32 protein-coding genes are annotated in these 25,108 nt (G+C 41.5%); 15 read left to right on the top strand and 17 right to left on the bottom strand.

Features of this window, described 5'->3' with window-relative positions:
* Nucleotide 1: 1 nt before the first annotated feature.
* From QQK00_RS19745 to QQK00_RS19735, 3 genes are read right to left on the bottom strand one after another with little or no spacing between them, the layout of a single operon-like run.
* Nucleotides 2-1,834 (bottom strand): Gldg family protein, encoded by a 1,833-nt coding sequence (locus QQK00_RS19745; protein ID WP_284219423.1) that lies wholly within the window; start codon nucleotides 1,832-1,834, stop codon nucleotides 2-4.
* A gap of 3 nt (nucleotides 1,835-1,837) precedes the next feature.
* Nucleotides 1,838-2,572 carry an ABC transporter permease subunit gene (locus QQK00_RS19740; RefSeq protein ID WP_284219422.1) on the bottom strand — a complete coding sequence of 245 codons (735 nt, stop codon included), beginning with the start codon at nucleotides 2,570-2,572 and terminating at the stop codon, nucleotides 1,838-1,840.
* Nucleotides 2,573-3,511, bottom strand: a complete 939-nt coding sequence (locus tag QQK00_RS19735) for an ABC transporter ATP-binding protein (RefSeq protein WP_284219421.1) — start codon at nucleotides 3,509-3,511, stop codon at nucleotides 2,573-2,575. It lies immediately after the preceding gene.
* Between the two features lie 115 nt (nucleotides 3,512-3,626).
* Between QQK00_RS19735 and tsaA the strand changes: the two genes are divergently transcribed.
* From tsaA to QQK00_RS19710, 5 genes are all read left to right on the top strand, one after another.
* Nucleotides 3,627-4,304 carry a tRNA (N6-threonylcarbamoyladenosine(37)-N6)-methyltransferase TrmO gene (gene tsaA, locus QQK00_RS19730; RefSeq protein ID WP_284219420.1) on the top strand — a complete coding sequence of 226 codons (678 nt, stop codon included), beginning with the start codon at nucleotides 3,627-3,629 and terminating at the stop codon, nucleotides 4,302-4,304.
* 100 nt (nucleotides 4,305-4,404) lie between these two features.
* Nucleotides 4,405-6,120 (top strand): proline--tRNA ligase, encoded by a 1,716-nt coding sequence (locus QQK00_RS19725; protein WP_284219419.1) that lies wholly within the window; start codon nucleotides 4,405-4,407, stop codon nucleotides 6,118-6,120.
* On the top strand, nucleotides 6,121-6,963 hold the full coding sequence (locus QQK00_RS19720) for an MBL fold metallo-hydrolase (protein ID WP_284219418.1): 843 nt from the start codon (nucleotides 6,121-6,123) through the stop codon (nucleotides 6,961-6,963). It begins immediately after the preceding gene.
* 33 nt (nucleotides 6,964-6,996) lie between these two features.
* On the top strand, nucleotides 6,997-7,932 hold the full coding sequence (locus tag QQK00_RS19715; RefSeq protein ID WP_284219417.1) for a phospholipase A: 936 nt from the start codon (nucleotides 6,997-6,999) through the stop codon (nucleotides 7,930-7,932).
* 10 nt (nucleotides 7,933-7,942) lie between these two features.
* Nucleotides 7,943-8,359, top strand: a complete 417-nt coding sequence (locus tag QQK00_RS19710) for a hypothetical protein (RefSeq protein WP_284219416.1) — start codon at nucleotides 7,943-7,945, stop codon at nucleotides 8,357-8,359.
* Here QQK00_RS19710 and QQK00_RS19705 read toward each other — a convergent pair.
* The 3 genes from QQK00_RS19705 to QQK00_RS19695 form a co-directional block, all read right to left on the bottom strand.
* Entirely contained in the window at nucleotides 8,350-8,802 is a 453-nt protein-coding gene (locus QQK00_RS19705) for a GNAT family N-acetyltransferase (RefSeq protein WP_284219415.1), read from the bottom strand. The genes QQK00_RS19710 and QQK00_RS19705 overlap by 10 nt on opposite strands.
* 3 nt (nucleotides 8,803-8,805) lie before the next feature.
* Nucleotides 8,806-9,420, bottom strand: coding sequence for a pseudaminic acid biosynthesis-associated methylase (locus QQK00_RS19700; protein ID WP_284219414.1), 615 nt, complete (start codon nucleotides 9,418-9,420; stop codon nucleotides 8,806-8,808).
* A 264-nt stretch (nucleotides 9,421-9,684) separates the two neighbouring features.
* Nucleotides 9,685-10,260 carry a dihydrofolate reductase family protein gene (locus QQK00_RS19695; protein WP_284219413.1) on the bottom strand — a complete coding sequence of 192 codons (576 nt, stop codon included), beginning with the start codon at nucleotides 10,258-10,260 and terminating at the stop codon, nucleotides 9,685-9,687.
* Nucleotides 10,261-10,377: 117 nt separating this feature from the next.
* On the opposite strand from QQK00_RS19695, the gene QQK00_RS19690 reads away from it, so the two are divergent.
* Both QQK00_RS19690 and QQK00_RS19685 read left to right on the top strand, forming a co-directional pair.
* Nucleotides 10,378-10,695 carry an ArsR/SmtB family transcription factor gene (locus QQK00_RS19690; RefSeq protein ID WP_284219411.1) on the top strand — a complete coding sequence of 106 codons (318 nt, stop codon included), beginning with the start codon at nucleotides 10,378-10,380 and terminating at the stop codon, nucleotides 10,693-10,695.
* Entirely contained in the window at nucleotides 10,692-11,162 is a 471-nt protein-coding gene (locus QQK00_RS19685; protein ID WP_284219410.1) for an SRPBCC family protein, read from the top strand. Before QQK00_RS19690 ends, QQK00_RS19685 begins: the two co-directional genes overlap by 4 nt.
* 92 nt (nucleotides 11,163-11,254) lie before the next feature.
* Here QQK00_RS19685 and QQK00_RS19680 read toward each other — a convergent pair whose 3' ends face one another.
* Entirely contained in the window at nucleotides 11,255-11,617 is a 363-nt protein-coding gene (locus QQK00_RS19680) for a hypothetical protein (RefSeq protein WP_284219408.1), read from the bottom strand.
* Nucleotides 11,618-11,672: 55 nt separating this feature from the next.
* Here QQK00_RS19680 and QQK00_RS19675 point away from each other — a divergent pair, with 55 nt between their 5' ends.
* Nucleotides 11,673-12,230 carry a GlxA family transcriptional regulator gene (locus QQK00_RS19675; RefSeq protein WP_284219407.1) on the top strand — a complete coding sequence of 186 codons (558 nt, stop codon included), beginning with the start codon at nucleotides 11,673-11,675 and terminating at the stop codon, nucleotides 12,228-12,230.
* 175 nt (nucleotides 12,231-12,405) lie between these two features.
* Here the strand turns inward: QQK00_RS19675 and QQK00_RS19670 are convergent, their stop codons facing one another.
* Complete coding sequence (locus tag QQK00_RS19670) at nucleotides 12,406-13,269, bottom strand: LysR family transcriptional regulator (protein ID WP_284219406.1); 864 nt, start codon at nucleotides 13,267-13,269, stop codon at nucleotides 12,406-12,408.
* 144 nt (nucleotides 13,270-13,413) lie between these two features.
* On the opposite strand from QQK00_RS19670, the gene QQK00_RS19665 reads away from it, so the two are divergent.
* Together QQK00_RS19665 and QQK00_RS19660 are read left to right on the top strand one after the other, a co-directional pair.
* The gene (locus tag QQK00_RS19665; RefSeq protein WP_284219405.1) at nucleotides 13,414-13,830 is read left to right on the top strand and encodes a DoxX family protein; all 417 of its coding nucleotides are present in this window, start codon (nucleotides 13,414-13,416) and stop codon (nucleotides 13,828-13,830) included.
* Nucleotides 13,831-13,885: 55 nt separating this feature from the next.
* A complete protein-coding gene (locus QQK00_RS19660) occupies nucleotides 13,886-14,557 on the top strand; it encodes a glutathione S-transferase family protein (RefSeq protein WP_284219404.1) in 672 nt (223 codons plus the stop codon).
* A 450-nt stretch (nucleotides 14,558-15,007) separates the two neighbouring features.
* Here QQK00_RS19660 and QQK00_RS19655 read toward each other — a convergent pair whose 3' ends face one another.
* On the bottom strand, nucleotides 15,008-15,370 hold the full coding sequence (locus QQK00_RS19655) for a winged helix-turn-helix transcriptional regulator (RefSeq protein ID WP_284219403.1): 363 nt from the start codon (nucleotides 15,368-15,370) through the stop codon (nucleotides 15,008-15,010).
* 116 nt (nucleotides 15,371-15,486) lie between these two features.
* Between QQK00_RS19655 and QQK00_RS19650 the strand changes: the two genes are divergently transcribed.
* The 4 genes from QQK00_RS19650 (at nucleotide 15,487) to QQK00_RS20555 (ending at nucleotide 17,802) form a co-directional block, all read left to right on the top strand.
* Nucleotides 15,487-15,960, top strand: coding sequence for an SRPBCC family protein (locus QQK00_RS19650; RefSeq protein ID WP_284219402.1), 474 nt, complete (start codon nucleotides 15,487-15,489; stop codon nucleotides 15,958-15,960).
* Nucleotides 15,961-15,984: 24 nt separating this feature from the next.
* Entirely contained in the window at nucleotides 15,985-16,731 is a 747-nt protein-coding gene (locus QQK00_RS19645; protein ID WP_284219401.1) for an SDR family NAD(P)-dependent oxidoreductase, read from the top strand.
* Between the two features lie 26 nt (nucleotides 16,732-16,757).
* Complete coding sequence (locus QQK00_RS19640) at nucleotides 16,758-17,192, top strand: DUF1330 domain-containing protein (protein WP_284219400.1); 435 nt, start codon at nucleotides 16,758-16,760, stop codon at nucleotides 17,190-17,192.
* Nucleotides 17,193-17,559: 367 nt separating this feature from the next.
* Nucleotides 17,560-17,802: an IS3 family transposase gene (locus QQK00_RS20555; RefSeq protein WP_431307766.1), complete on the top strand. Its 243-nt coding sequence runs from the start codon at nucleotides 17,560-17,562 to the stop codon at nucleotides 17,800-17,802.
* Here QQK00_RS20555 and QQK00_RS19635 read toward each other — a convergent pair.
* From QQK00_RS19635 to QQK00_RS19620, 4 genes are all read right to left on the bottom strand, one after another.
* The gene (locus QQK00_RS19635) at nucleotides 17,730-18,758 is read right to left on the bottom strand and encodes a DUF1835 domain-containing protein (protein WP_284219399.1); all 1,029 of its coding nucleotides are present in this window, start codon (nucleotides 18,756-18,758) and stop codon (nucleotides 17,730-17,732) included. The two genes, QQK00_RS20555 and QQK00_RS19635, sit on opposite strands and share 73 nt — an antisense overlap.
* A gap of 54 nt (nucleotides 18,759-18,812) precedes the next feature.
* Complete coding sequence (locus tag QQK00_RS19630) at nucleotides 18,813-19,184, bottom strand: VOC family protein (RefSeq protein WP_284219398.1); 372 nt, start codon at nucleotides 19,182-19,184, stop codon at nucleotides 18,813-18,815.
* A 13-nt stretch (nucleotides 19,185-19,197) separates the two neighbouring features.
* The gene (locus tag QQK00_RS19625) at nucleotides 19,198-19,836 is read right to left on the bottom strand and encodes a GyrI-like domain-containing protein (protein ID WP_284219397.1); all 639 of its coding nucleotides are present in this window, start codon (nucleotides 19,834-19,836) and stop codon (nucleotides 19,198-19,200) included.
* A gap of 392 nt (nucleotides 19,837-20,228) precedes the next feature.
* Nucleotides 20,229-20,888: a glutathione S-transferase family protein gene (locus tag QQK00_RS19620; protein WP_284219396.1), complete on the bottom strand. Its 660-nt coding sequence runs from the start codon at nucleotides 20,886-20,888 to the stop codon at nucleotides 20,229-20,231.
* Nucleotides 20,889-21,037: 149 nt separating this feature from the next.
* On the opposite strand from QQK00_RS19620, the gene QQK00_RS19615 reads away from it, so the two are divergent.
* Nucleotides 21,038-21,382 (top strand): winged helix-turn-helix transcriptional regulator, encoded by a 345-nt coding sequence (locus QQK00_RS19615; RefSeq protein ID WP_431307765.1) that lies wholly within the window; start codon nucleotides 21,038-21,040, stop codon nucleotides 21,380-21,382.
* A gap of 233 nt (nucleotides 21,383-21,615) precedes the next feature.
* On the opposite strand, the gene QQK00_RS19610 is transcribed toward QQK00_RS19615, so the two are convergent.
* Genes QQK00_RS19610 through QQK00_RS19595 form a run of 4 tightly spaced genes read right to left on the bottom strand, consistent with a single transcriptional unit; the run spans nucleotide 21,616 to nucleotide 24,820 of the window.
* Nucleotides 21,616-22,245 (bottom strand): alpha-ketoglutarate-dependent dioxygenase AlkB family protein, encoded by a 630-nt coding sequence (locus QQK00_RS19610; protein WP_284219395.1) that lies wholly within the window; start codon nucleotides 22,243-22,245, stop codon nucleotides 21,616-21,618.
* Between the two features lie 28 nt (nucleotides 22,246-22,273).
* Entirely contained in the window at nucleotides 22,274-22,981 is a 708-nt protein-coding gene (locus QQK00_RS19605; protein ID WP_284219394.1) for a 2OG-Fe(II) oxygenase, read from the bottom strand.
* The gene (gene ada / locus QQK00_RS19600) at nucleotides 22,978-24,054 is read right to left on the bottom strand and encodes a bifunctional DNA-binding transcriptional regulator/O6-methylguanine-DNA methyltransferase Ada (RefSeq protein ID WP_284219392.1); all 1,077 of its coding nucleotides are present in this window, start codon (nucleotides 24,052-24,054) and stop codon (nucleotides 22,978-22,980) included. The genes QQK00_RS19605 and ada overlap by 4 nt, the downstream gene beginning before the upstream one ends.
* 10 nt (nucleotides 24,055-24,064) lie before the next feature.
* Nucleotides 24,065-24,820 (bottom strand): SDR family oxidoreductase, encoded by a 756-nt coding sequence (locus tag QQK00_RS19595; RefSeq protein ID WP_284219391.1) that lies wholly within the window; start codon nucleotides 24,818-24,820, stop codon nucleotides 24,065-24,067.
* Nucleotides 24,821-25,108 lie beyond the last annotated feature (288 nt).

The raw sequence follows: 25,108 nt of genomic DNA, 5'->3' as shown, positions 1-25,108 counted from the left end.
CCTATTGTTTAGCGACAGGTGCGCGTTTGCTAAATAGGCGCGCGGTTAAAAACAACAACAAAACCAAAGCAAGTGGCGCTACAACAATATTCAATATAGCCAGCTTATTACCCAATGAGTCAATGTCTTTGTCTAATTGGAATTGCACATCTCGCAACGCTTTCCGAATATTTACTCGTTGAGCGATAAACTCATCAATCGCCGCCTGTTGCTCAGGCGATATCGTCAAACTATCCGTTTGTTGACTCTGAATTTGGGCCAATTGTGCTTCTGTTTGTTCGAGTTGCGCTTGTAGCAATTGCTCTTGTTCTCTGAATTTCTCTTCCGCTTGAACCGCCAAGGCTTGAACCTTATCAAAGGGGCGCGCAAAAGTGCCTCGACTACGAATACCAATTAAACCTTCGCTCCCGGCAAAATTTTCAACTAAGTTAGTAACAAAATCGCCGTTATTAGCAAAAGGCGAGTAAACCGTTTGTCCAAAGAAACTACTTTGTTGCACCCAAAATCTATCCGCCAACAAATCAGCATCGGCGATAACGGCAATATTGAAGTCCTCAGATTCACCAATAAAACCATCTTTCTGTGCCTCTACGTTATCAGTATAAGCGGAAGTGACCTTACCCGTAACACGCGCAGCTAAAACAGCTTGTTGATCAAATGGCGAGGCAAGGTCTAACAAAGCGTCCGGAGACCGCTGTGTTGCATAGTCATTTGTATTTATTGTGAACGTATTTTCTGAACTCGATATGAGAGGCATCAACGATAGCGTATTATCGGCGTCTATCGTAACAGCACCAAATGAAGCACCATTAAGCGTGTCTAAATCTGCGGTTGTAATGTCGTCACTATTAATCTGTGCATTGCCCAAGCCCAAATACCCAACATGCCGAACGACATTGTTTTGCTGACCTCGAATCTCTAAGCCGAGTTGTGCATCTAATATCAACTCATCATCCTTAACGCTAATACCATACTTACCCAACACACTCGTTAATGAACTATTTGCGCCGACTGCCCCCATCGGTGACATTTGATCCGATTCAAAATGAGGATCGATAAATGCAATTGCCTTAACGCCTTTAAGCAAATACTGATCAATATTGTATAGTAAGGCATCGGAAACATTCTGAGGGTGCCATAGAATCAATACTTGTGAGTCTTCTGGTAGTGTATCTTCAACTTCGTTTACAAGTGTTACATCAAATAACTGAGACAACTGCGTAAATATGACATTTGGCGGGTCTTGCTGACCGGTCATGGGGTTTTGACCACCTTCTAACGCTAAGCTAGTAACAATAGCGACTTTAGCTAATTCGGGGCTACTCAATTGATGGACGAGTTTACTAATATCGTATTCTAGAAACGATTCTTTTGAGGGGTCAAAAAAACCGATAACCATTGCATCATCTAGCGCATTGGTGCCAGCTAAACCAAAATAGATGCTTTCACCAGCGCTACCCACTGTTGCCGCAGTTAAGCCAAACGTAGCCGCCCTATCCTCGTCTTCCGAAAAAGGCGCAGGATCCACTATTTCAAGGTTTATTTTACCACCTGCTAGCTGCTCGTATTTCTTCAGCAATGTTTCAACTTGTACCGCATAATTCCGGATGGCAGTCATCCCTTTGCTAGCATCATCAGAGAAGAAAAAATATAGATTCACTGGCTCCTCTAACTCTGACAGTATGTCTTTAGTCCCACTTGACAGTGAGTAAACTTTATTCTCGGTTAAATCAACACTCACGCCTTTAAACAACAGATTGTTGAGTAGTATCGCAACAAGGAATACAGCGATTAGGGCGACAAAAAAAATAATATTGGAAAAGGTCTTTTGCATCACTTAATTCGCCTTTTTTTGTTCAATAATGACATAGCCTGCGTACAAGCAAACAACGATGAATATAAGATAAAACAACGCATCATTTAGCGTAATAACGCCTTTAGAGATATCTTGAAAGTGTGTGAGAAAACTGAGTGAGGCTACGGTATCTATCACGAGATTGGGTGCCCAATGTTGCAACGTATCCAAGACTACAGGTGAGCCAGCTAATACGAATAAAAAACTAATAACGATAGCCAACATAAACGCAATAATTTGGTTTTTAGTGAGTGCCGACATACAAATACCCAACGCCAAAAAAGCACCAGACATCAACCAACTGCCCATATAAGCAGATAAAATAATACCATTGTCAGGGTCGCCTAAATAATTGACGCTAATCCAAAGTGGAAACGTCAACAGCAAACAAGTACCTAAGACCAACCAAGCGGCAAAAAATTTGCCCAACATAATTTGTAAAGTAGTAAACGGTAAGGTCATCAGCAATTCAATCGTGCCGCTTTTCCTCTCTTCAGACCACGTACGCATCGATATAGCTGGTACCAAAAATAGATACAGCCATGGATGGAAATTGAAAAAACTCAATAAATCCGCCTGACCACGCGCATAAAAATCGCCAATTAAAAATGTAAACACACCAGACATAACTAAAAATATCGCAATAAAAATGTACGCTACCGGTGTCGCAAAAAAACTAGAAAACTCGCGGCGCATGATTATAAATGTTTCATTCATTTAACTCACCTCTCCTTCTGCTACTTGCGACCGTGTTATTTCACGGAATACGTCATCTAAACGACCTTGTTCAGGAAATATTAAATCCACGGGTAAATTCTGTTTGTGAACGTAATCTTGAATAATCGCAGTAATATCTTGTTGCTCTTCTGAAAAAATAGTGACGCGCTTGGTATCTTTATCATGCTTCAAATCTGCAACGCCGGGTAATTCCAGCAACCCAGAAATATCGGCCATATAACTCAACTTAATTGTCATTGCGTTATGGTATTTAGAGCGTTGTTGCAGCGCTAGCGGAGTATCGTCGAAACGTTTCTCGCCATCGGCAATAATAATGACTCGATTGCAAACCGCGGTCACTTCTTCCAATATGTGAGTAGACACAATCACAATTTTGGTCTCAGCCAAGGCTGAAATCAACTTGCGTACTTGATGCTTTTGATTTGGGTCAAGCCCGTCAGTCGGTTCATCTAAAATTAAAATATCTGGGTCATGGATTAAGGCTTGAGCAATACCTACTCGTCGTTTAAATCCTTTCGACAAATTCTCAATACTTTTATTTAACACCGACGCTAACGCAACTTTCTCAACGACGCTGTCAATTGCCAATGCTCGTTCTTTCCGAGGAATTTTACGCGCTGCGGCAATAAAGTGTAAAAACTGGTATACCGTCATATCGGGGTATGCAGGCGCCCCTTCAGGCAAATAGCCAATTTTATGTTTTACTTTTATCGCATTTTTGTCGACATCCAGCCCATCAATACTGATAGAGCCGGAGGAAATAGGTAAAAACCCAGTCAGCATTTTCATCGTCGTTGACTTACCTGCACCATTCGGCCCAAGGAAACCAACAATATCTCCAGACTTTATCTCAAAAGATAAATTATTTACTGCGGTATGATGGCCGAATTTGCGGGTCAAATTTTCCACTAAAATCATACAATTCCCTATAGAATAAAACGTATAGTTAACAAGACTATAATTCGTGCGAATGAATATATAGTTACAGTGTCATTTGTTTTCAATACAGACAAACATAAATTTAGGTTGTTCAATGCAATATACAATTTCGCCTGTTGGTAAAATACATACGCCATTTAAACAAAAATTTGGCATTCCTCGTCAAGGACACGGCATAAGTATAGCCAAAGGAGAAATCGAATTTGAATCATTCATCAATGTTGAAGATGCCTGTGAGGGGCTTGCTGAATTCAGTCACCTTTGGGTTTTATTTTTGTTCAGCGAGCATCTTAGCCAAGATAAAAAGCAGAGTGTTAGGCCACCTCGTTTAGGCGGCAATAAAAGTCTCGGTGTTTTTGCCACTCGGTCGAGCTTTAGACCCAACAACATAGGTATGACTGTAGTAAAGAATAACGGACTTACTAACGGTAACTTGCTCGTTGAAGGCGTTGACATGTTAGACCAGACACCTATCATCGATATTAAACCCTATATTCGCTACGCGGATAGCGTCGACGATAGTCAATGTGGATATGCGAGTCGCCCACCTGAACAACTCAATGAAGTTATCTTTATGGACGGTGTTAAAGATAAAATTCAAGCGCAAAAAATAGACCCACGACTCATCACAAACATTCTTGCGCAAGACCCTCGACCGGCATATAAAAAAAACAAAAACGACTTAAAAACATACAAGATTAATCTTTACGGATTCGATATACATTGGCGTATAGAAGGTAAAACAATTGTTGTTATCAATTCTGAACAATAAATTATGTCGAAATAACACAGTCGCGTCATTTTAGGGTTTAGTCCGTACCACTACACTGGTATGATTGGCGAATATTTTTTCCCAATAATTAACAATAACAATGCGTACAACAGAATATTTAATCGCAACTCAAAAAGAGTCACCTGCCGAAGCAGAAATAGCCAGCCATCAATTAATGATTAGAGCAGGTCTTGTTAGAAAGCTTGCCTCTGGCTTATATACATGGTTGCCAACAGGACTTCGTGTACTTAATAAAGTAAAAGAAATCGTGAGAGATGAAATGAACAAGGCTAGCGCGATTGAAATTAGCATGCCTGTTGTACAACCCGCTGACTTATGGGAAGCATCTGGTCGTTGGGAAGAATATGGCCCTGAACTACTCCGAATAAAAGATAGGCACAATCGAGATTTTGTACTGGGTCCGACGCACGAAGAAGTTATCACGGCTCTTGTGAAAAATGAAATTAGCAGCTACAAGCAACTTCCCTTGAATCTCTATCAGATACAAACGAAATTTAGAGACGAAGTAAGGCCTCGCTTTGGTATTATGCGTAGTCGCGAATTTATCATGAAAGATGCTTATTCTTTTCATATCGATCATGAGTCGCTAGACCAAACATATCAACGCATGCATCAAGCATATTGTAATATTTTCGAGCGCATTGGTTTAGAGTATCGAGCCGTCATCGCCGACTCTGGATCAATTGGCGGTGCAGTTTCACATGAGTTCCATGTACTTGCTGAGTCTGGTGAAGACGATATTGCCTTTAGCAATAAATCAGACTACGCCGCAAATGTTGAACTGGCAGAAGTCATTGCCTCAGGTGAACGCTTATCTGCAAATGAAGATGTAAAAACGGTAGATACACCTAATGCTAAAACAATAGATGAAGTTGCATTGCAACTGTCTGTCGAACCAGAGTACTGTGTAAAGACACTGATTGTAAAAGCGAGTGAAGAGTCAGCGCATGAATATATTGCAATTGTCCTTCGCGGTGATCATGTATTAAACGACATCAAAGCCTCAAAACACCCATTGGTTGCTTCGCCCTTACAAATGGCCAGCGAGGATGAAGTTAATAAGGCTTTTGGCGTTAACTTTGGTTCCATTGGTCCGTTAGGTATAGCATGTCCAATTTTGGTAGATCGGAGCGCGGCTAATTGTAGCGATTTTATTTGTGGCGCGAATATGGATGGACAACACTACACAGGCGTAAACTTTGATAGAGACGTAAAAGATTATGACGTCGCAGATTTGCGAAACATTGAGTCTGGTGACACATCGCCAGATGGCAAAGGAACAATTGAAATTCGCAAGGGTATTGAGGTTGGCCATATATTCCAGTTAGGCGACAAATATTCAAACGCTCTTACTTGCGGTGTGTTAACTGAATCAGGTAAGCACCAAACCTTGCAGATGGGGTGCTATGGTATCGGTGTTACAAGAATTGTTGCTGCAGCAATCGAGCAAAATCACGACAAATTTGGGATTCAATGGCCTGAAGCAATTGCCCCCTTCAAAGTCGCATTAATTCCAATGAATATGTATAAATCTCAACGTGTTGCCGAAGTTGCTCACCGTTTGTACGCTGACTTTATTGCCGCTGGTGTTGAGATACTATTCGATGATAGAAAAGAGCGTCCAGGTGTAATGTTTAATGATATGGAATTAATTGGCATACCTCATAGTATTGTTATTGGTGAAAGAAATCTAGATAATCTGCAAGTAGAGCACAAAAACCGTAAAACAGGTGAAAAGCAACTACTTAATATTGACGAGGTAGTTGCGTTCATCACTAATCAAGCAGGTGTCTAGTTGAAAGTAACCTTTTATGGTGTACGGGGGTCAATTGCGACTCCCGGCGCCGAATTTGCGAGATACGGCGGCAATACCGCATGCGTTCATGTTGAATTGAATGACGGCACCGACATCATACTGGACTCAGGTACGGGAATACGCTTGCTAGGCAAAAAGTTAGCACAAAAAGATACACCGATTTTTGTGCTGCTATCTCATAACCACTGGGATCATATTCAAGGATTTCCCTTTTTTACCCCAGCTTATCAACCTGAGCGCCAAATCCACATTATTCCTGGGCAGACAAAAGAACACCAACCGACGGCGGTATTAGATCAAATGTCTGGTTCGTATTTTCCGGTGCCCAAAGAAGTACTAGCCGCTGATATTGTCATTAACGAAATTGAAAAAAATCGAAATACATGGACAATTGGCAACGCTAAAATTTCACGACGGCCGATGAACCATCCAGGTGGTGGCAGTTGCTATAGCATCGTCGAAGATGGTAGCAAGCTTAGTTACATCACTGACAATGAGTTATATCCACCCTATAAAAAAGACGGCGATTTTCTCAATTTTGTGGATTTCGCGAAAGATTCTGATCTGATGATTCACGATGCGCAATACATCGTGCAAGATATGCCAGCCAAACAAGGTTGGGGGCATTCTGTCGCAGAAGAAGCAGTCAAACTTGCCATGGGTGCAAATGTAAAAACGCTTGCGCTCTACAGCCATGATCCAGAACGAACTGACAAACAAGTCGATGCAATTACCGAGCACGCCGATGAAATTTTGCAGATTGGCGGTGCTGTCAACGCGAGATGTATTGCCGCTTACGAAGGTTTATCGATATCCATATAAACATTACTTTTTAACCTAAAAACGGGAAGGCACATGAAAGGACGCTTAATTGAGACAATGTCAGTAGTCTTATTTTTTACGCTGAGTCTTAATTACCAATCAGCATTTGCTCAAGAAGCAGAAAACATCATTGAAACCAATCCAGATACGCCACCACAAACTACGTCTATACTAGATGAACGTCGCAATAAAGACAAAATAGCAAACCAAAACCCATTTTCTATTACTCAACATCGACGTAATTATTTATTGCCGATAGGCTATGTTAGTGAGCCCAATAACATCACTATTGATGGACTCCCTGAAAAAGCGATAGATAATCTAGAAGCAAAATTTCAAATCAGCATTAAAACACCCATATACCTAGAAAATGATGGCAATACCGGGGTATTTTTCGGTTTCACTACCACATCCTTTTGGCAACTCTATAATAGTGAAGCCTCAAAACCGTTCAGAGAAACGAATTATGAGCCAGAAATATTTTATCAATGGCAGGCAGATTGGGACTTATTGGGTTACCGATTCAATTTGGCTCAAATAGGATTTAATCACCATTCCAATGGACAAGATGGGCTGAAGTCACGCAGCTGGAATCGCATAGTCGCCAGTGCTTTATTTAGCGATGAAGATGCCGCATATTACGTCAAAACTTGGTGGCGTTTACCGGAAGACGACAAAGTTGACCCACTTGATCCGACGGGTGATGATAACCCCGACATTAATGATTTCTATGGGCGTGCTGAATTAGGTTTTGTATGGCAACTAGGTAAAGTAAATGTGCTTACTCAGTTAAGGAATAACCTATCTTTCTCCGACAATAGAAGTGGGATAGAGCTCAATTTTACTTATCCCTTAAACCAGCGCTATGATGTGCTATTACAATATTTTAACGGTTATGGTGATTCTTTGATTGACTATAATAGACATCAACAACGCATTAGTCTTGGTGTGCAGCTAAGAGTACTTTGAGGTTGAATGAATGAAGCTCAATTATTACCCGTTTAACCTTGATAAGCACGTTTCAATCCTGTTTGAATTGCTATTAACTAGAAAGCACGTAATAAGCCACCAAACAGCCATTCGCTACGAGGAGCATGTTGCTTTTTGCTCACAGCATCCATATCGAGAGTGGTATGTGATTGAATATCAAGAAAAGATTATTGGGTCGTTTTACTTAACAATGCAAAATAATGTTGGCATTAATATTAACGTTGATAATCAAGAGATATATGGAGCAATCATTCGTTTTATTGTTGCCAAATTTACACCGTTAGCCGCCAAAGCATCCGTCATACCCAAAGACTTTGTAATTAATGTTCCACCAAGCAATATGAGTTTAGAAAATGCAATACAACAAGCGTCTGGAGTACTACTTCAAAAAACGTATCAATTATAGTGATATTCAAGTAAATCTGAATGACGACTATGTAATACAAAACCACTAGTTGAAAAAAGTTGAATACTCGCTTTATTTTCAGGCTTTATCAATGCCACTAACTTATAAGTATCGTCTTTCGTTTGACACCACTCAATCGCTTTCTTTAGCATAGGCTTTGCTAACCCTCGCCCCCTAAAACTAGGATTCATATTAATAGATACCAACGCCTGCTTTGGTAAAGTTGTTCCATCTAGATCAAAACGACAGACACCCACTTTATGCCCATCTATTTCACCAATAAATAAATATCGATTTTCATTCTTGAGTGTAGCGCTGAACCATTCGATATGTGATTCATAATCAACTATGCCTGAATTTAACGACATATCACGAACAAGCTCATCGTTCCGCCATATGTAAATATCGTCTGCATCCATAGAAGCCGCGAGTCTAATATGCATGATTTATTTCTCTAATAGAAACCAAGTAATATCGTCCATTGGTGCCCATTTGTCTCGTTTATAAACAAAGCCATAATCGACAAGTTTCAAATTATAATTATCAATAAGTTCACCGGCAAAATCCCGTTTGAATAGACGTTCTTTATGACCTCGATAATCAATGCTCATAGGTGAAGGGTTATAATATTCCGCAACTAATACATATCGTTTGCTCAAATTCACTAAGTTTGCATATACTTGGTCTAAATATTCTGGGTTAATATGAATAAGCACACCTGCGGTAAAGCTCAAATCTACCGGAGGACTGTCTAGTGTATTTAAAATGGTATCTTGGTGGATATCGGCTATGCCCATATTTGCCGCTTTATTTGCCGCATCTTTATTAATTTCAACGCCCTGCAACTGGATGTCAGGGTTGAGCCCATGAATTGCTTTCAAATTCAGACCAATGTTACAACCAAGCTCCAAAATACTTTTTACGCCAGTTGCAGATTTCAACATTTTTGCCCAAGTCGCCACTTTACTTAAATAAAGCTGTTCAGAGCTATTTCTTTCGATGTAAGCTTTCCCAAAAGATTCTGCCCAAAAAGTTTCTTGTTCTGTCTTAAATTTTTGCATGAATGATACTTGCTCTGATAGATGTCCTGCTTGCAATAAATGTAAAGCAACATAAACGTAAAACGCTCGACTATGCCTGAATAATTGCATATCGAGCGTCAAAAAACGTTGCGCTTTACCGGCGCTCAGTATTAGTTATGCACAAAATAAGCCAAGGATACAAAAGAATTTTACTTGTTTATGCTAGTCTTGGTGTTAATAGAAAGCGCATTTACGCCAGTTCGTTAACACCAAAAATAAACGAGCTTCATGAAGAACTTATCCTTATTTACGTCTATAAACCCCCATCACTACACCGTTGCTAGAAACCTGTGAATTCGATATATTGAACGTTGCAGGCATGGTTCCACTTCCAAATAATCGCTTACCAGCCCCAATAACAACGGGGAATGTTAAAAGACGAAACTCATCAACGAGGCCGTTCGCGATAAGCGTTTGGATAAGGGCTATACTGCCATGTACTTGTAATCTCGGACCACTCTCAGACTTAAGCTTCTTAAGCGCTACAACCGGGTCGCCTGTGATGATTTCAGATTTATCCCAAACTGTGGATTTCAGTGATGTTGTAACCACGTACTTTTGGGACTGGTTGAACAGATCGCCTTCGGTGGTCTTGGAATTAGGCCAGTGCCCACAGAACATTTCGAATGTCTTGCGACCAAACAAGAAAGAGACTGGACCTTCCATTAAGTTTGTATTGACTAATTCCATCGCTTCTTCAATATAGTTTGATGTCCAGCCACTTTGCGTAAACCCGTCAGATGTGTCTTCATCAGGTTGAACCGGCCCTTGTGCAACTCCATCTAAACTCACAAATGACAATACTGTAATCTCTCTCATTTTCTTTCCTCTGTTGTGTTACCTAATCGGGTAACGTATAGTGAAGCAACTACTTGACTTTACGTTTGAATCTATCAACAGTCAAGTGATCGCTTCACTTTAATAAGAGAGAGAAAATTGGGTTCACTAGATCAAACCTTTCACGCGTTGGGTGACGAGACCCGACGAACTATTCTTGCGCAACTCCTAAACGGAGAAGCATCAGTTTCTGAATTAGCTAATCAACACGACATGACTTTGACAGGTGTTTCCAATCATCTTCGTGTCTTGAATGAGGCTGGACTTGTCCGTGTAGAGAAAAGAGGCCGTACCCGCCATTGCCGCATTGAGCCAATGGTGCTGAAAGAGGCCTCGGACTGGCTGGACGACTATCGGTGCTTCTGGGTTCGTCAGCTAGATAATATGGCACATGTGCTGAAAGGAATAGATGAATGACCATACCTTTTGTCAAAACCAAAATTGGTGCTGACCCCATTATCGTAGAAGGATACTTGGCTGCGTCGCCTCAATCCGTGTTCAGAGCTTGGACCGATCCAAGGCTCATTGTGCAATGGTTTGGCCCAAAGCCCAACTCGCTGCTCTCTGCTGAGGTCGACCTTCGCATCGGGGGGGCTTGGAAATTTTTGATGAAAGACAACGGGGTTGAAAAAATGGGCTTTGAAGGTAAGTACTTAACTATTTCTCCAAGTAGCCACCTCATCTTTTCTTGGTCTAAGTTTGAGACAGGTTCGAAGCAAACTAGACCATCATTAATGTCCCAAGTGGAGATCGTGTTGTCAGAAATGGGCTCTGGTACAGATATCCGCATCGTTCATTCCGCTATCGAAGATGAAGCGATGAGAACGGGGTTCTCCACTGGTTGGGAACATGGTATGAAGAATCTGCAAGACTTTCTTTCGTAGCACCAGGTTGAGGCCCAATCTCAAATGCTGATGAGCATGCTGAGTTGGTCATGACACCTTTGAGAGCCCTACATAATGCGTATCCTGATGGCCTAGGTAGCCTGAGTTTTTATCAGATTCAGTTCTTGTTTTTCCGCTGTAAATAGCCATTCATCACTTTCATGACTTAACGTGGGATTTTTCAGTAAGGGATGACCATGATTGACTTCCCACTTATCTAAATCTGGGACTCGAATTAACAGCATTTTCATCATGAAAATCATAGTACTTAGTTTGTTTCCTACAATTAAATTATGGTCGATAAGGCTTGGTTTATTAACGTACCTGCGCACAGTTGTTTCAAATGTCTCTGGTTTTTCACCAGTTACGAGTTCAACATGATCAGTCGCTCCTCCAATTTCAAATCCTCCCATCTTGAGTTCTTCGGTATAATATCGAAGTTGAGAAATATCCATCAATGAAAACCCCCTGTGCAACAGCTGCCTTCGCAAACATTTTGAAAGGCATATTTTGATATTAGACATAAATACAGAATTGCTGATAGCCGATAATGATCAAATAATCACCGCTGGCGGCGTAACGGCAGATCAAGATCTAAGTATGCATATTATTTCTCGATTCTGTGGGCATGAAGTTGCCATTCAAACCGCTCGTTGTACGCTAATAGACAGAACAACCCAGCAGCAGAAGCCCTATAGAACATTTGCTGTCAATAAAAACCATGGTGATGATACTATTTTGAGCTGTCAGAATTACATTGATAAATACCTAAATAAAGATTTATCAATACAGACACTTTCCAAGCAATCTTCTATGAGCGAGAGAACATTTGTACGGAGATTTAAAGCCGCGACGGGTCACAGTTTAATTAGCTACATACAGCAACTTAGGATCGCAAAATCAAAATATATTCTTGAAAGAAGTAATACATCATTTGACGAAATCGCTCATGACTTAGGGTATGAAAATGTTAGCTTTTTTAGACGACTTTTCAAAAAAAACGTTGGCATAACACCAAAAGAATATAAACGCATGTTTTATAAAAAAATAAATGCTGAGAGGAAATAGATTTCCCACTGTAACTTGAGTCTATGAAGAGCGCTCGGCTTCTTTATCTCGTACTTAATTTCGCCTCAGGAACATTCGCGCGTTAACTTCGCTATTAAATTATTAATAACAGATGTTTCACCAAGTGCTAGATTTCTATTGTTCAGTTGATCAGTTTCTGATTGCCGTTGACACCTTAGAACATGCCTGTTAGTCGATCTGACAAATAATTTATCACTAGTCGAATACGTTCCACCTTACGTAAATCTGGATGTGTTAACAACCACAAGTCGCTGGACTTGCCCGGCGGAAACTCTAAGTATTGAACAATGCCTTCCCGACGTTGATCCACCGGTAAAAATGCCAAGCCATGCCCATGTTCTGCCATATATGACATGGCGGTCAATTCATCGCATCTAATGGTGATATTTTCAGTGTAGTTATTGTCTAACCAAACAAACCCTTCCAAGTTGCCCATTGCACCACTCGCGCCAATCAAGCGATGACTGATCAAATCATCTAGCGAATCCAGCTGACTATGTCGCTTAAAGTAATTCTTATCACCAAACACACCCCAACGAATTTGGCACAACTTACGCCCTATCAAATATTCAGGTGGTGATGATGTTGCACGGATAGCGATATCAGCTTGGCGATTAGCCAAATTAAAATCCTGATTGCTAGAGAAAAATTCGATTTCGATATCAGGATACTGACAACAAAATTCAGCAAATAATTTAGGTAGGTAGCGATTTACAATATTAAAAGGTGCTGTGATTTTTACGGTCCCTCTAGGCTGGAAATCAGCCCCCATGATCCGTCGGTCAATTGCATCAAAAGACTCGGAAATCTTCTGGCCCTCATCAAGCACTTCTTCACCTGCGCGGGTTAGCACATATTTGTTTTCTATTTTTTCCAATAGCCTTACACCAATATCTGCCTCCAAGGCCTGGAGTTTTCTGAATACAGTTGAGTGATTTACCCCTAGAGCCTTTGCCGCTCCTGATAGTGAGCCAGTTTCCGCAATCGACAGAAACACCTTTAGAGAATCCCAATTCATTTAACCTAACCTTTCTGCTTCTACTCGCATTGCAAAAAAACATGTTGCAATACTGCAAATTATATTTGCACACATTGCCAATTTACTTGCCACATTGCAAATTCAATAATAGTCACATCTTTCAACTAATATAGAAGACCTGTCATGAAACAACTGAATCGCCCAGAATTATCAGCCCTAATTTCCCGCATCACTCTAGGTGTAGTTATGATTGCCCACAGCTTTTACCTCAAACTCGCTGTGTTCACGCTGCCCGGCACTGCTGAATTCTTCACGTCAATCGGCTTGCCTGCCGCACTGGCCTATGTCGTGTTTACCTTGGAAGCGCTTGGCGGTATAGCGCTGATTATTGGCTTCCAAGCCCGTATGGTGTCATTGCTATTGATTCCCGTTTTAATGGGGGCAACCTGGGCCCACGCCGGAAATGGCTGGTTATTTACTAATACCGGAGGCGGCTGGGAATACCCGCTTGTATTGGTGGCGATGGCCATTACACAGATATTTTCGGGAAATGGGGCGTACGCCATCGCTAATGTGAATATACGCAAAATCAAGGTTTAACTGACTCGACACTTCTGTAAATACGTCCTAAATCAAAGCCAATGGAAATCAGAAAATGAACATACCAAAACTGGAGTTAGTGACCTTTGCACTCTGCCCTTATGTGCAACGCTCTATCATTACGCTAGAAGAAAAGAATATTCCCCATAATCGAATTGATATTGACCTCGGCAATAAACCGGAATGGTTTAAGGAACTATCACCAATGGGTAAAGTGCCGCTGTTAATTGTGGATGACCGCCACCCCTTATTTGAATCTGCAGTTATCTGCGATTACTTAGACGAAATAACACCTGGTAGTCTGCAAATACACGAGCCACTAGAAAAGGCATACCACAAAGCTTGGATAGAATTTGGTTCACAAACTCTCAATAATATTGCCAAACTGTACAACGCAAAAACCAAGAGTGAATTTAACAATACACTCTCAGCGTTAACTCGTCGATTTGAATTACTAGAATCTGAAACGAAAGCCGAGCCCTACTTTAACGGAAAAACTTTTTTGTTAATAGATGCCGTTTACTCCCCTATATTCCGATATTTTGAGGTGTTCGATCTTCACTTTAAGATTGATATTTTTGAGAACTTACCAAAAGTACAAGTATGGCGTACCAATCTCATGCAACGAAATTCAGTCAAACAGGCCGTTAGGGAAGAATATCCCGTTTTGCTAACTGATTATTTAGTAAAACGAAAGAGCTATATATCTTCCTTATTAAAAATATAAGCCCCAGCATATCTTAAGATATTTACATATTGAAGTGTTCTATTTCGATATTCCGTTGCAGTGCGTTGGCAAGTCATTACCGCATATGCTAAACGCTAATTCCACTGAGCGGAACTGTCACCCTCTCACGTCCTAATGCTTTCGCACTGCGGTCGGCTGAGCAGTTTCTGATACATTGAAAAAGACGATACGATGAAAAATTACATGAAAACAATTTGCTTGGAAGTGTTAGAAGGTGCTTGAAACACTCCTCCATATAATGAAAACCCATTGTTAACAATGAGTTATGATAGGTTCATTGCTTATAGCTGCTAGACGCGGAATCATTCCCCCATAACTATTTCATAACATCAGGAAAATTTATCTAGCCCAGATTTCGCCTAACTTTCAGTTCAGCCCCTCGTCACTACTGATTCTTCAGCGTATTGCTGCTTTTGATCGTACTACTCATTAAATATTGCGTTTTTCATCTTCGAGCCACCACTCGTGCATAGATAAAAACACTTTCTGCAATGCCATTGCTCTTGGAGTCGCAGAATATTCTACACGGGGTGGCACTTCAGCGTAAATTTCACGATGTACTAAGCCGTCCTTTTCCAGTGCCCGTAGCTGACTGGTTAGCATAGTTAGGGTGACATCGGGGATACATCGCCTTAATCCATTAAAACGTTGCATTCCTTGAAATATCAAAATTTGCAGAATAATCAGCTTCCACTTTCCGCCGATTAATTTCGCGATATCAGGCATAGGGCAAAACCCATCAATCACCGGTATATGGGGTGTTGCATCCATTTGCTTTTCTTTAGATTTCATAGTTACTTCATCCCATTAGTATTATTTTAATACTATACAAGAAAAATCTGCCTTCTTGCGATTTAATACTGTAGTTCTATCATATAGGTATTCACTTTACAGAGCGAGTACTTAACATGAACCAACCAAGCTACCATCAGGTAATCTCAGTAAACGCTTCACCCGAAGCCGTCTATCAAGCATTAACGACTGGCTATGACCACTGGTGGACGACGACACACGGAAAGTCTTTCAACGCAGTCGGTGACCAAATTAAATTTACCTTCGCACCTAACGTCTCCTTTTGGACGATGGAAGCCAAAACGCTGGTGCCAGGTAAATTAGTCGAATTAGAGTGCGTAGATGCTTACCACCTGATTACAGACAAACCAGAGGCTTCCCAGACCGAATGGCTAGGGACAAAAATGATATGGAAGATTGAAGCTGACGGAGAGCAGACGAAAATTGACTTTACCCATAATGGTTTAACACCAAACCTTCATTGCTATGAAGTGTGTGAAGCAGGTTGGGATATGTTTTTTGTCGAGAGTTTAAAGACTTATCTCGATACCGGTGTTGGCTCACCGCATACCGAGAGCAACCAGCCTTAGATAGCTGAAACCAAAGGAACGACAATGACTATTCAATCTAAAAAAGCCTTAGTCATAGGCGGCAGTTCAGGCTCTGGCAGAGAAATCGCTTTGCGTTTAGCTGAAAGTGGCGTTGATACCACAGTGGTTGCCCGTGATTTAGCAAAATTGGAAACGCTCAAATCTGCCAACCCGAATATAACCGTGCTTGCTGAAGATGCCGCAAGCGAAGGTTCTGCGGCTCGTTTGCTGTCAGAGCACGAGCCCGATTTGTTAATTCTATCAGCAGGTCATGCTCAACCTATGGCACCGTTTTTTGAGCAAAGCTGGGAAGCGTTTAGCGGTGCGTGGAATATTGACACTAAAATTGCTCATGCATTCTTATCAGCCGCTATCACTTTACCGATGGCTTCTGGCAGTACCATTATTAATTTCTCCAGCGGTGCTGGGCTTTCAGGCTCAAGACTGTCAGGCGGTTATGCCGGTGCTAAGCGGATGCAGCATTTTTTAACAGAATATGCTCAAAAAGAAGCAGCGTTACGTAACTTAGATTTGAATTTTTATTCGATTATTCCTAAACAACTCATCGCCGAAACCGAATTGGGTCAAGCCGCAGGTCAGGCCTACGCTGAAGCGAATGGTAAAACGCTAACTGATTTCATGAACCAGTGGGAACAACCACTGACGGCAAAGAAAATCAGCGATTACATTATTGAGCTTTTGAGTCATAAGGAACTATTCCCTGAGCAATCTTACTTTGCTACAGGTACTGGAATAACCCTAAATAATTAAAGTAGAAAAACTATATTGGAATGTAAATGAAATATTCAATTGATACGCTAATTAAGTTATATGGAACCGGCTTTAATCTTCCATCTCGTGCACAGTGGCAATCGCTGGTAGAAGGAGATCAAGATGCTCCCCTGACGGTTGTTAACTTTTTTAAACTAAGAACAGGCGCCGATAATAAGCTAATTGAAGAGTCTATGTCTGGACACGAAGCGTTTAGCAAATATGCCGAAACCAGTGTACCCAAGGTAGCAGAAGTCGGAGGTCACTTTGTATTAAGAGGCGCTGTTGAGGCAGATTTTATCGGCGACAACCTAGAACAGTGGGACATTATTGCCATTGGCCAATACCCGCGCCGAGAGAACTTTCTTCAACTGCTAATGGATGAAGACTATCACGCAGCATTCAAATATCGACAGGCTGCTGTTGAAACACAACATGTCTATTTTATTAGTGCAATGTAAATACTAAGAATTTAATAACGACAACCCAACAATGGGTATCGCAGTAGCGGAAAAAACAAAAAAGTGTCGCGCCTAAAGCCAGCGCTCATACTCCTGAACAACACAGTGTAGTCTATGTGACATTACCTTTATCCGTACTCAACAAGACTGGTGATATTTAGCCGTTATTATGGACTAATGCTCACGTAAAGTGATCAGTTAGGCGTTCTCTGATAAGCCAAACAGTGAACTAACAACCCATGCGTTACGACTAGCGTTAAATAAGCGAGAACCCCGTGAAAGCTGTCTTATTCCATACAGTTCTGGGCGTACAGCGCATCTGTGATGCTTTTCAACGCTCACTGAAAGAACAGCTCTAGCGTCAAGTATGAGTCGAGCTGGCAACTGTTTAGATAATGTAGTAACAGTGCGCTTCTTTCGGCGCTTAAAATCAGAACACGTGAATTATCATCAGTATCAAACAAGACATGAAGCCAAAACTAATATCATTGATTACATTGAGCCGTTTTATAATCAAAAAATGATGGCACTAAATGCTCAATCTATACTTTCTAACATCAGTTTATCACCTTGCCTAAACCAAGCTTCTCCTTTGGAGCTGTCGAGGTGAATGCCTGCCACCCAGTCTTCAATACCATTGGCTTGAACTGCATTGTACTGCCCGGCCAGAACTTTCAATCCGAACTCGGTGATCTCTGTTTTTGTATTCCTCAAGTTATCATCCATTACATTGAGTGATAACAGCGGTTTTTTAAGGCTTTTTCCAGCCATATTTTTAAGGCGATTGAAGAGATAAATATCTCCTACAGTGTCCAAAGTGTGAATACTCTCTTCACAGCCAGAGCGCATACTATGAGCTAAGACTGCACCAATAATACGAGCCGTATTAGAGGGATGTTTTTTGGCTGCCTCAAGAATAATGTGATCAAAATGACTTAACCCACGCTCACTGTCGGGGAAACGATAAAACAGGCTTTTCAGTGCCTGATGGAGTAACGGCAGCTCTAATGCTTCTTGCCTCAGTATCTGTATAAGTTTGTCTGGAGTCTCTGATACCAGTGCCTCCCACACATCTAAACAGTACTTGATTTGTGTTTGGCTTAAGGTAATGGCGTCAGGTTTATATGCTGCTATTTGCTCAGGGTTTAACATGCCGAGGCCAATCACTATCATACGATTATCATTAATCTTTTCATATTGATAGATTTTCAGCTTATCGACGTCCAATCCGTAATGCGTGAAGAGTGTGACGATGTAAACCAACAACAAATGATCGCTCAGGGAGACGCCTAACCATAAGTTGACATCAGTAGCACCTTTCAACTCATCAAAATCATTATAGAAATCGCGCGGTGCTTTTTCGATCTCCTCTATAGAGCCAAAACCGTGCTTGAGAAACATCTCACCCCAATAACTTCGCCTGAATTGCGCCCAGCTCTTCATGTCACTAAATTCGGTCAAACCACCGCAGGAGAGTACATCCCTAAATACAAGTATATCCTCTGTAGAGACACGAAATGTCTGTTTGAAAGCACCTGCGGCACTGTCACCGTTGAGAATGTGCATAAATTAAAACCTTATTTAGCTCGCTAATAATTCTGCCGACATTTGTTATACGCTTTACTCATTGATTACGCAAAAACCATTACCAAATGGGTCTGCGCAGTAAGCAATTGAACCCCAGTCACCACTATCACCACCTTCATGCTTACCGCCTAATTTAAGGATACGCTCTACGATTTCATCAACATTTTCAGCTAAAAAATCAATATGTACTGGTGTCCAATGACGAGAGTAACTTCGTTCAATGACTTCAGAAGGAACTGCTTTAGAACCTTCCGCTTTCTCCTGTAGATAAATATCACAGTTTTCCACTGAAATAACTGACATGCCTCCTTGATCCCTTAGTTTTATACAGCCAAGCGCTTCAATGTAAAAATTCTCTGCCTGTTTAAGATTGGCGACATCAATACTTACTGATAGCTTTATCAAAATTTAACCTCATCTATGATCTTTTTGCTTGAAATCTAAGCACTGTTTTAAGCTTTTCAGGTGCTACCTTTCGAGTATCAGAAAGGTATACTTCTCGATGCGCCTTGGATATCCGTATAAGGTTCTCACTTTTTGCAAACTCTTCCATTACTTTAAAGCTTTCAGGCTCATCTTCAAAAGGCCCTAGATGCAGCATTTGAACACAAAGACCTTCAGATGACTGTTCAAAATACAATTGTTCTAGTAGTGGGCTTTTTTTCTTTTCCATAGCAATATCTAGCATTTCTTTAAAGAAGCTCTCGTTAACAAAATCGGGCTGACGTATCATCAATTTATATACAAAGTCATCTTTACTAATTACGCCTGTAAAATTAGCTTTGGCCTCATCGTTAATATCCCAAACCCCCTCTAACGGGTATACAGTAAAATCAAAATACCCATTTGGAGGTGTGTCCATTTTTTTGGGCATCATCTTTATCGTGTACGCTAAAGAGTACAAAGCGCTAACACTGTTGGCGAATGAACTTTCAGCTGGGCTTCCTTCCCCTTTAATTGTGATGAACTTGAAGCTGGGTACATCAATTATTTCAGGGCAATTTTTTGGAAGATAGATAACTTTCTCTTTTTTCCTCCATTCATGTTTAACTTGCATGTGTTTTTATCCTTCATAACTTGCGTCCAAACAGGACTACTCAATTGCTAATTTATATAGACCACCAAATACTGTATATATAATCAGTATCAATTGCAAACCTTCCAGTCATATGTGCATTTGCCTATTGAATCCGCTCCTTTAACTCTGCTAATACTTCTTTATCACCATTTAATACTGAACCAACGGCATTCTTTAGTACACTGAAGCTTTCCATACTTCTCTTTATTTGTTTCTAAAACGATTCTTCGTAGTCATTCAATAATGGATTTTGTGTATTCTATAGATCTTTAGTCGGCGTTTTTGGATCAAGAACAGTTCACCATGTTCTTTCAGAAAATGCCTTGCGTCCTCAGAAATTTGCGTTATCTATACCAGAAACCATGCATGTGCTAACTCCAATGCGGTGGCAGCGTCTTATTAACACCCTCAAATGCTTCAATCCGACCTATCCAAGCAGCAATATCTGGAAAATCTGACAAATCAAGTTGATACCCTAGCGCTTCCATTAGTTCCGCTCTCGTGTCAAGCGCTCTTTTGAGCATACGCGCTTCAGGAAAACATACTGCATCTGCGGCGCTAGGGTAATCGCCACCGATAAAATAATGCCTTACAAGCAAAGCGCCCAACTTTTGCATTTCACTTCGTTGGGTAGTGGCGACTTGTGCCAATTCATCGGTTTTCTTATCAGCGCCTTGAAAAAAGATAGGAAGTAAAAGCCCTTTACTCGCATTACGTAAATGCTCGCTTGCTTCCATTGTGACTTGCCAGATATGAGCAGCCTGTTCGGGAGTATGACCAAATAATGGCTTGTCAGGGTAAGCACGATCTAGCCAAGCGAGAATAGCAATGGAGTCGCGCAGTGTTACGCCATTTGACACTAACGAAGGCACGGTGCCTCTGGGGTTAAGCTCCAGATAAGCTTCAGACTTATGCTCCTGTTCTGACAGATTCAGATACTGCACATCGTATTCTAGTTGTTTGAATGTTAAGGCAAGTAATACTCGCCACGCGCTCGGTGAACCGCTAATCGCATAAACCTTGATAGACAAAAGCCCTCTCCTTCTCTTCAATATTGAAAAGTTATTTGACATGTAATAGTATTAATATTCAAGAAGGCAGAAAAATACTACATAGTATGTTTTTAATACTAATGCCTTCACCACTATTGATAAAAGTGAACAGTTAGAAGAGTTTTATTATGCCGACACGAAAGGAAATAGCTTGCCGTGAAAATATGGCCTCCTGTCAGGGCTTTGATAAAGTCATTGCGATGATTGGCGGCAAATGGAAATTATGGATACTTCGCATTTTGATTTTTGGAGGCACCAAGCGTTTTAACGAGCTACGCCGTGAAATTACCGGCATTACCCAAACCATGTTAACCAGCCAGCTTAGAGCGCTTGAAGAAGATGAATTGGTCACGCGCAAGGTATATGCTGAAGTACCGCCTCGTGTTGAATACAGCGCAACAAAAAAAGCGGCGGCCCTAGAAAAGTTTTTTGGTGAAATGCATAAATGGGCTGTTGAAAACGTTGAAAATTAAACGCTTATTCAAATGAAATGGATAAAAGAAAATTATAGGAACGGTGCGGTTCTGGCTAGCTTGATTAGCTGTAGCACCACTATTTGTAGAAATACTCTTTATCGCGAACATCATGGGAGCAACAATAGCATTATTTTCTACCGCATTTATAGTTAGCATAAGCTAAGCAAGGTAGAGGGATTAGCGGAACAATAAGCAGGGATATGACCATTAACAGGAAGTTTTTTGCTCTCTTAAACAATAGTTCTAAAAGTCAAATTAATGCGTGGAGTAGTGACTGTTTTTGTTGGTGGTAGTCGATGAAGCCAATAACTTTGAGTGGTACCTTTCATAACAAGTAAAGCTCCATGTTCCAGCACCTTCGATACAGTCTGTTTGCTTTGCTTATGTTTAAAAGAAAACTTCCGTTCTGCACCAAAACTTAAGGAACCAATTGCACCATTTCGTTTAAGGTCTTTCTCCGCGTCGCTATGCCACGCCATACCCTCACTTCCGTCGTGGTAGAGGTTCAGTAAACACGAGTTATATGTTTCACCACTAGCAGATTCAACCAGCGCTTTTAACTCTAGTAAAACGGGTATCCATGGCAATGCTATCTTGGTTGTGTTGGAGTAAGTATAAGATTCAGGCTTATCCGCATACCACGCCACCTTCCGTTTGGTGATGATTCGTTTACCAAAAATAATCGCTTCATCATGGTTCCAAGCAACATCGCGTAATAAAGACTCGAAGTAATTGTCAGCAGCACAGCCTGAAGTGATAGGGCCGTAATAATGAACTGTACCGCCGCAGGGAAGAAGATTGGTTGGTTTCTCGCCTAGTTGCTCAAAGAGATCCAAGGTTCGGTTACTATTCACTTTCATATTATCCTTTGCTATCAATCTTGGCTGCTTAGTTAGCATCATGAAAAATCAACCCTAAGGTGTGCCGGGTTCCTTGTGTAAGCTCGCTCACACCATGACGCATTTGATTACGACGCCAGCCTCGTAAGCCTTTTACAGGGCGATCTCGCACTGGAATGATAATGGCAGAGCCTTGCTCAAACGGTATTACCATGGGTCGGGATTGCATACGTGGACGCTGTTCAACAAGCACTAATTCGCCACCGCTGTACTCACTTTGGGCGCTCAATTGAATAATCACTTGAAGGGGAAAATGAATTTCACCATAAAGATCTTGATGCAGACAATTGTAATCGCCTTTTGTATATCGAAGCAGTAAAGGGGTTGGTCGCATCTGATTGGCTTGGTGACAAGTCTCTGTTAATTGCTCTAATGTTTCAGGCCATTGCCTACCTGTCTTTAGCTGATACTCCCATTCGTTGGTGATTTTGGCAAGATATGGATAAAACGAACTGCGCAATTGACTGACGATATTTGGTAAGGGATAGCTGAAGTATTTATATTCACCACGACCAAAATTGTAGCGCGCCATATTAATGTGGGAGCGAAATCCGGTTGTTGGCTGATCATAAAGTTGGGCTAACTGAAGGCATTCTTCTTGATTAAGTATACTCGGCAAATAAGCGTAGCCATGTTCATTCAGCATAATGCGTGTTGCCGTCCAGTCGAGCGCGTTTATTCGTCGCGGAATACTCACGATTCTACACGCCTTTGTCGTTCAGCATCCAATAAGGTTCGCTTACGCTCCAACCCCCAGCGATAACCACCTAAACCACCGTCACCTCTCAGTACTCGGTGACATGGCACTAACATCGCAATGCGGTTTTTACCACAAGCGGTGGCCGCAGCACGCATGGCGCGTGGTTTGTCTATTGCTTGAGCCACTTCGCTATAGCTGAGTACATCACCATCAGGGATAGTGAGTAAAAATTGCCAAACTTTGATTTGGAAGGCAGTGCCACGGAGATCTAGAGGAATTTCGGGTCGCGGAGCGCCTTGTTCAAGATGGTTTTCTAGAGCTGTCATCCAGGTATCGAGGAGCACGCCACCATTATTCAAGGTTTTGGTAAAGCTGGCCTTAGCAAATTCTGCTTGCAGCTGTTCAAAGAGTTGTATTTCGTTATCGCCAAACATCACAAAGCAAACGCCCTTTTGAGTCGCGGCCATCATTAATGTGCCCAGCGAAGTTTCGCGGCAAGCAAACATAATCTCTTCGCCCTCGCCACCATTGCGATAAGTTTTGGGACTCATCCCAATTTTTCTGGCAGCATTTTCGTAGAAGCGGCTAGGTGAGCCATAACCAGCGCCAAAAATAGCACCCGTAATATCATCACCTATTTTAAGCATGCTTTTTAGGGTGTTGAGCCGAGCGGCGTCTTGGAACATTTTGGGAGAAATGCCGAACACCGCTTTAAATGTACGTTGCAAATAGCCCGGCGACATACCTTGGCGCTTGGCTAAGTCATTGAGCGACAGTTTCTCATCCGCATTTGCGATGATATAACGCGCAAGTTCAACAAGGCGATTAACATCGTATCTGGGATCATCTGGTTTACAGCGCTTGCAAGCACGAAAGCCTGCGTTCTTTGCCTCATCTAGCGTCGAGTAAAAACGGAGGTTTTTTTTCAGTGCTGGGCGAGAGGCGCAGCTTGGACGGCAATATATGCCAGTAGTCATTACTGCATACACGAATTGGCCGTCGAGCGACTTGTCCCTGCTCACAACCGCGTCATACATCATTTGTTCTGTGAGTACTGTCACCTTCTTCATGACTAAGTACCTATATCAGCCGAGTTGACATTGCACCGTCGACAATCATTGGACTGCCAGTCATGTAGGTAGAACGGTCTGACAACAAAAACAGCGCAGCCTGCGCAATTTCTTCGGGCTCAGCCATTCGTTTGATTGGATGAAGGTTTGCAATAAACTCATGGATATCAGGGTCATTTCCTGCCATGTCTGTTTTGGTACCGCCGGGTAAAAGTGTATTGATACGAATATTTTCCGCCGCGTGTTCACTGGCCATAGACTGCGCCAAGCCAATCATGCCCGCCTTAGAAGCAGCATAAGCCCCCATACCTGGCATACCGCCATTGCTGTAACCCACAAATGATGAAGTAAAAACAAGTGAGCCTCCCCCGCGTTTTTGTATGGCAGGAATTTGCGCTTTGGCAGCGTAAAAGGCACTAGTAAGGTTAACGTTAATAACTTGGTGCCAATTCTCGTCAGACATTTCTGGAATAGCGGTGTTTTCACCCATAATACCAGCGTTGTTAAAGGCACCATCTACTCCACCAAATTCACTGTTGGCAATATTAACCAATTCAAAGGCATAGTCTTTGTCCGTCACATCGCCTGCCAGGTAGCTAGCCTTATAACCGTCTTGTTTAAGTTGAGCAGTAAGGTTTTCAAGTTCTGCTGTACGTCGTGCAGCAAGCACTAAATTAGCGCCTTCGCGAGCGAAAAGTTTTGCAGCCGCCTTGCCGATGCCGCTACTCGCGCCGGTGATAATGATCGTTTTATTGTGCAGTTCCATTATGTACCCCTATTAAAATAGTTTAGGAGTCAAAGTATATAAATGATCAAATTATCAAACATCCCGTTTCTTGCCATTGAATTAATGTTTAACTAAAGCCCAATGGCAAATATTGAAAATAAAATTGCATCTTAAGGGATGTTGTTGAAATAAGTAGACACTTCACTATTTACTTTGGCCATATGTTTTGTTGGCATAAACTAAGCAAGGAAGAGGTATTAGCGGCACAACAAATTTACCGAAGGTTCTTACTTATGAATACATTTGTAGCCCGATAGCCAAGCTTTT

It is taken from the genome of Agaribacter marinus, assembly GCF_030160655.1.
GTDB lineage: Bacteria > Pseudomonadota > Gammaproteobacteria > Enterobacterales > Alteromonadaceae > Glaciecola > Glaciecola marina.
Note: the sequence above shows the minus strand (reverse complement) of the source record. Positions and strands in the feature narration are given on the sequence as shown.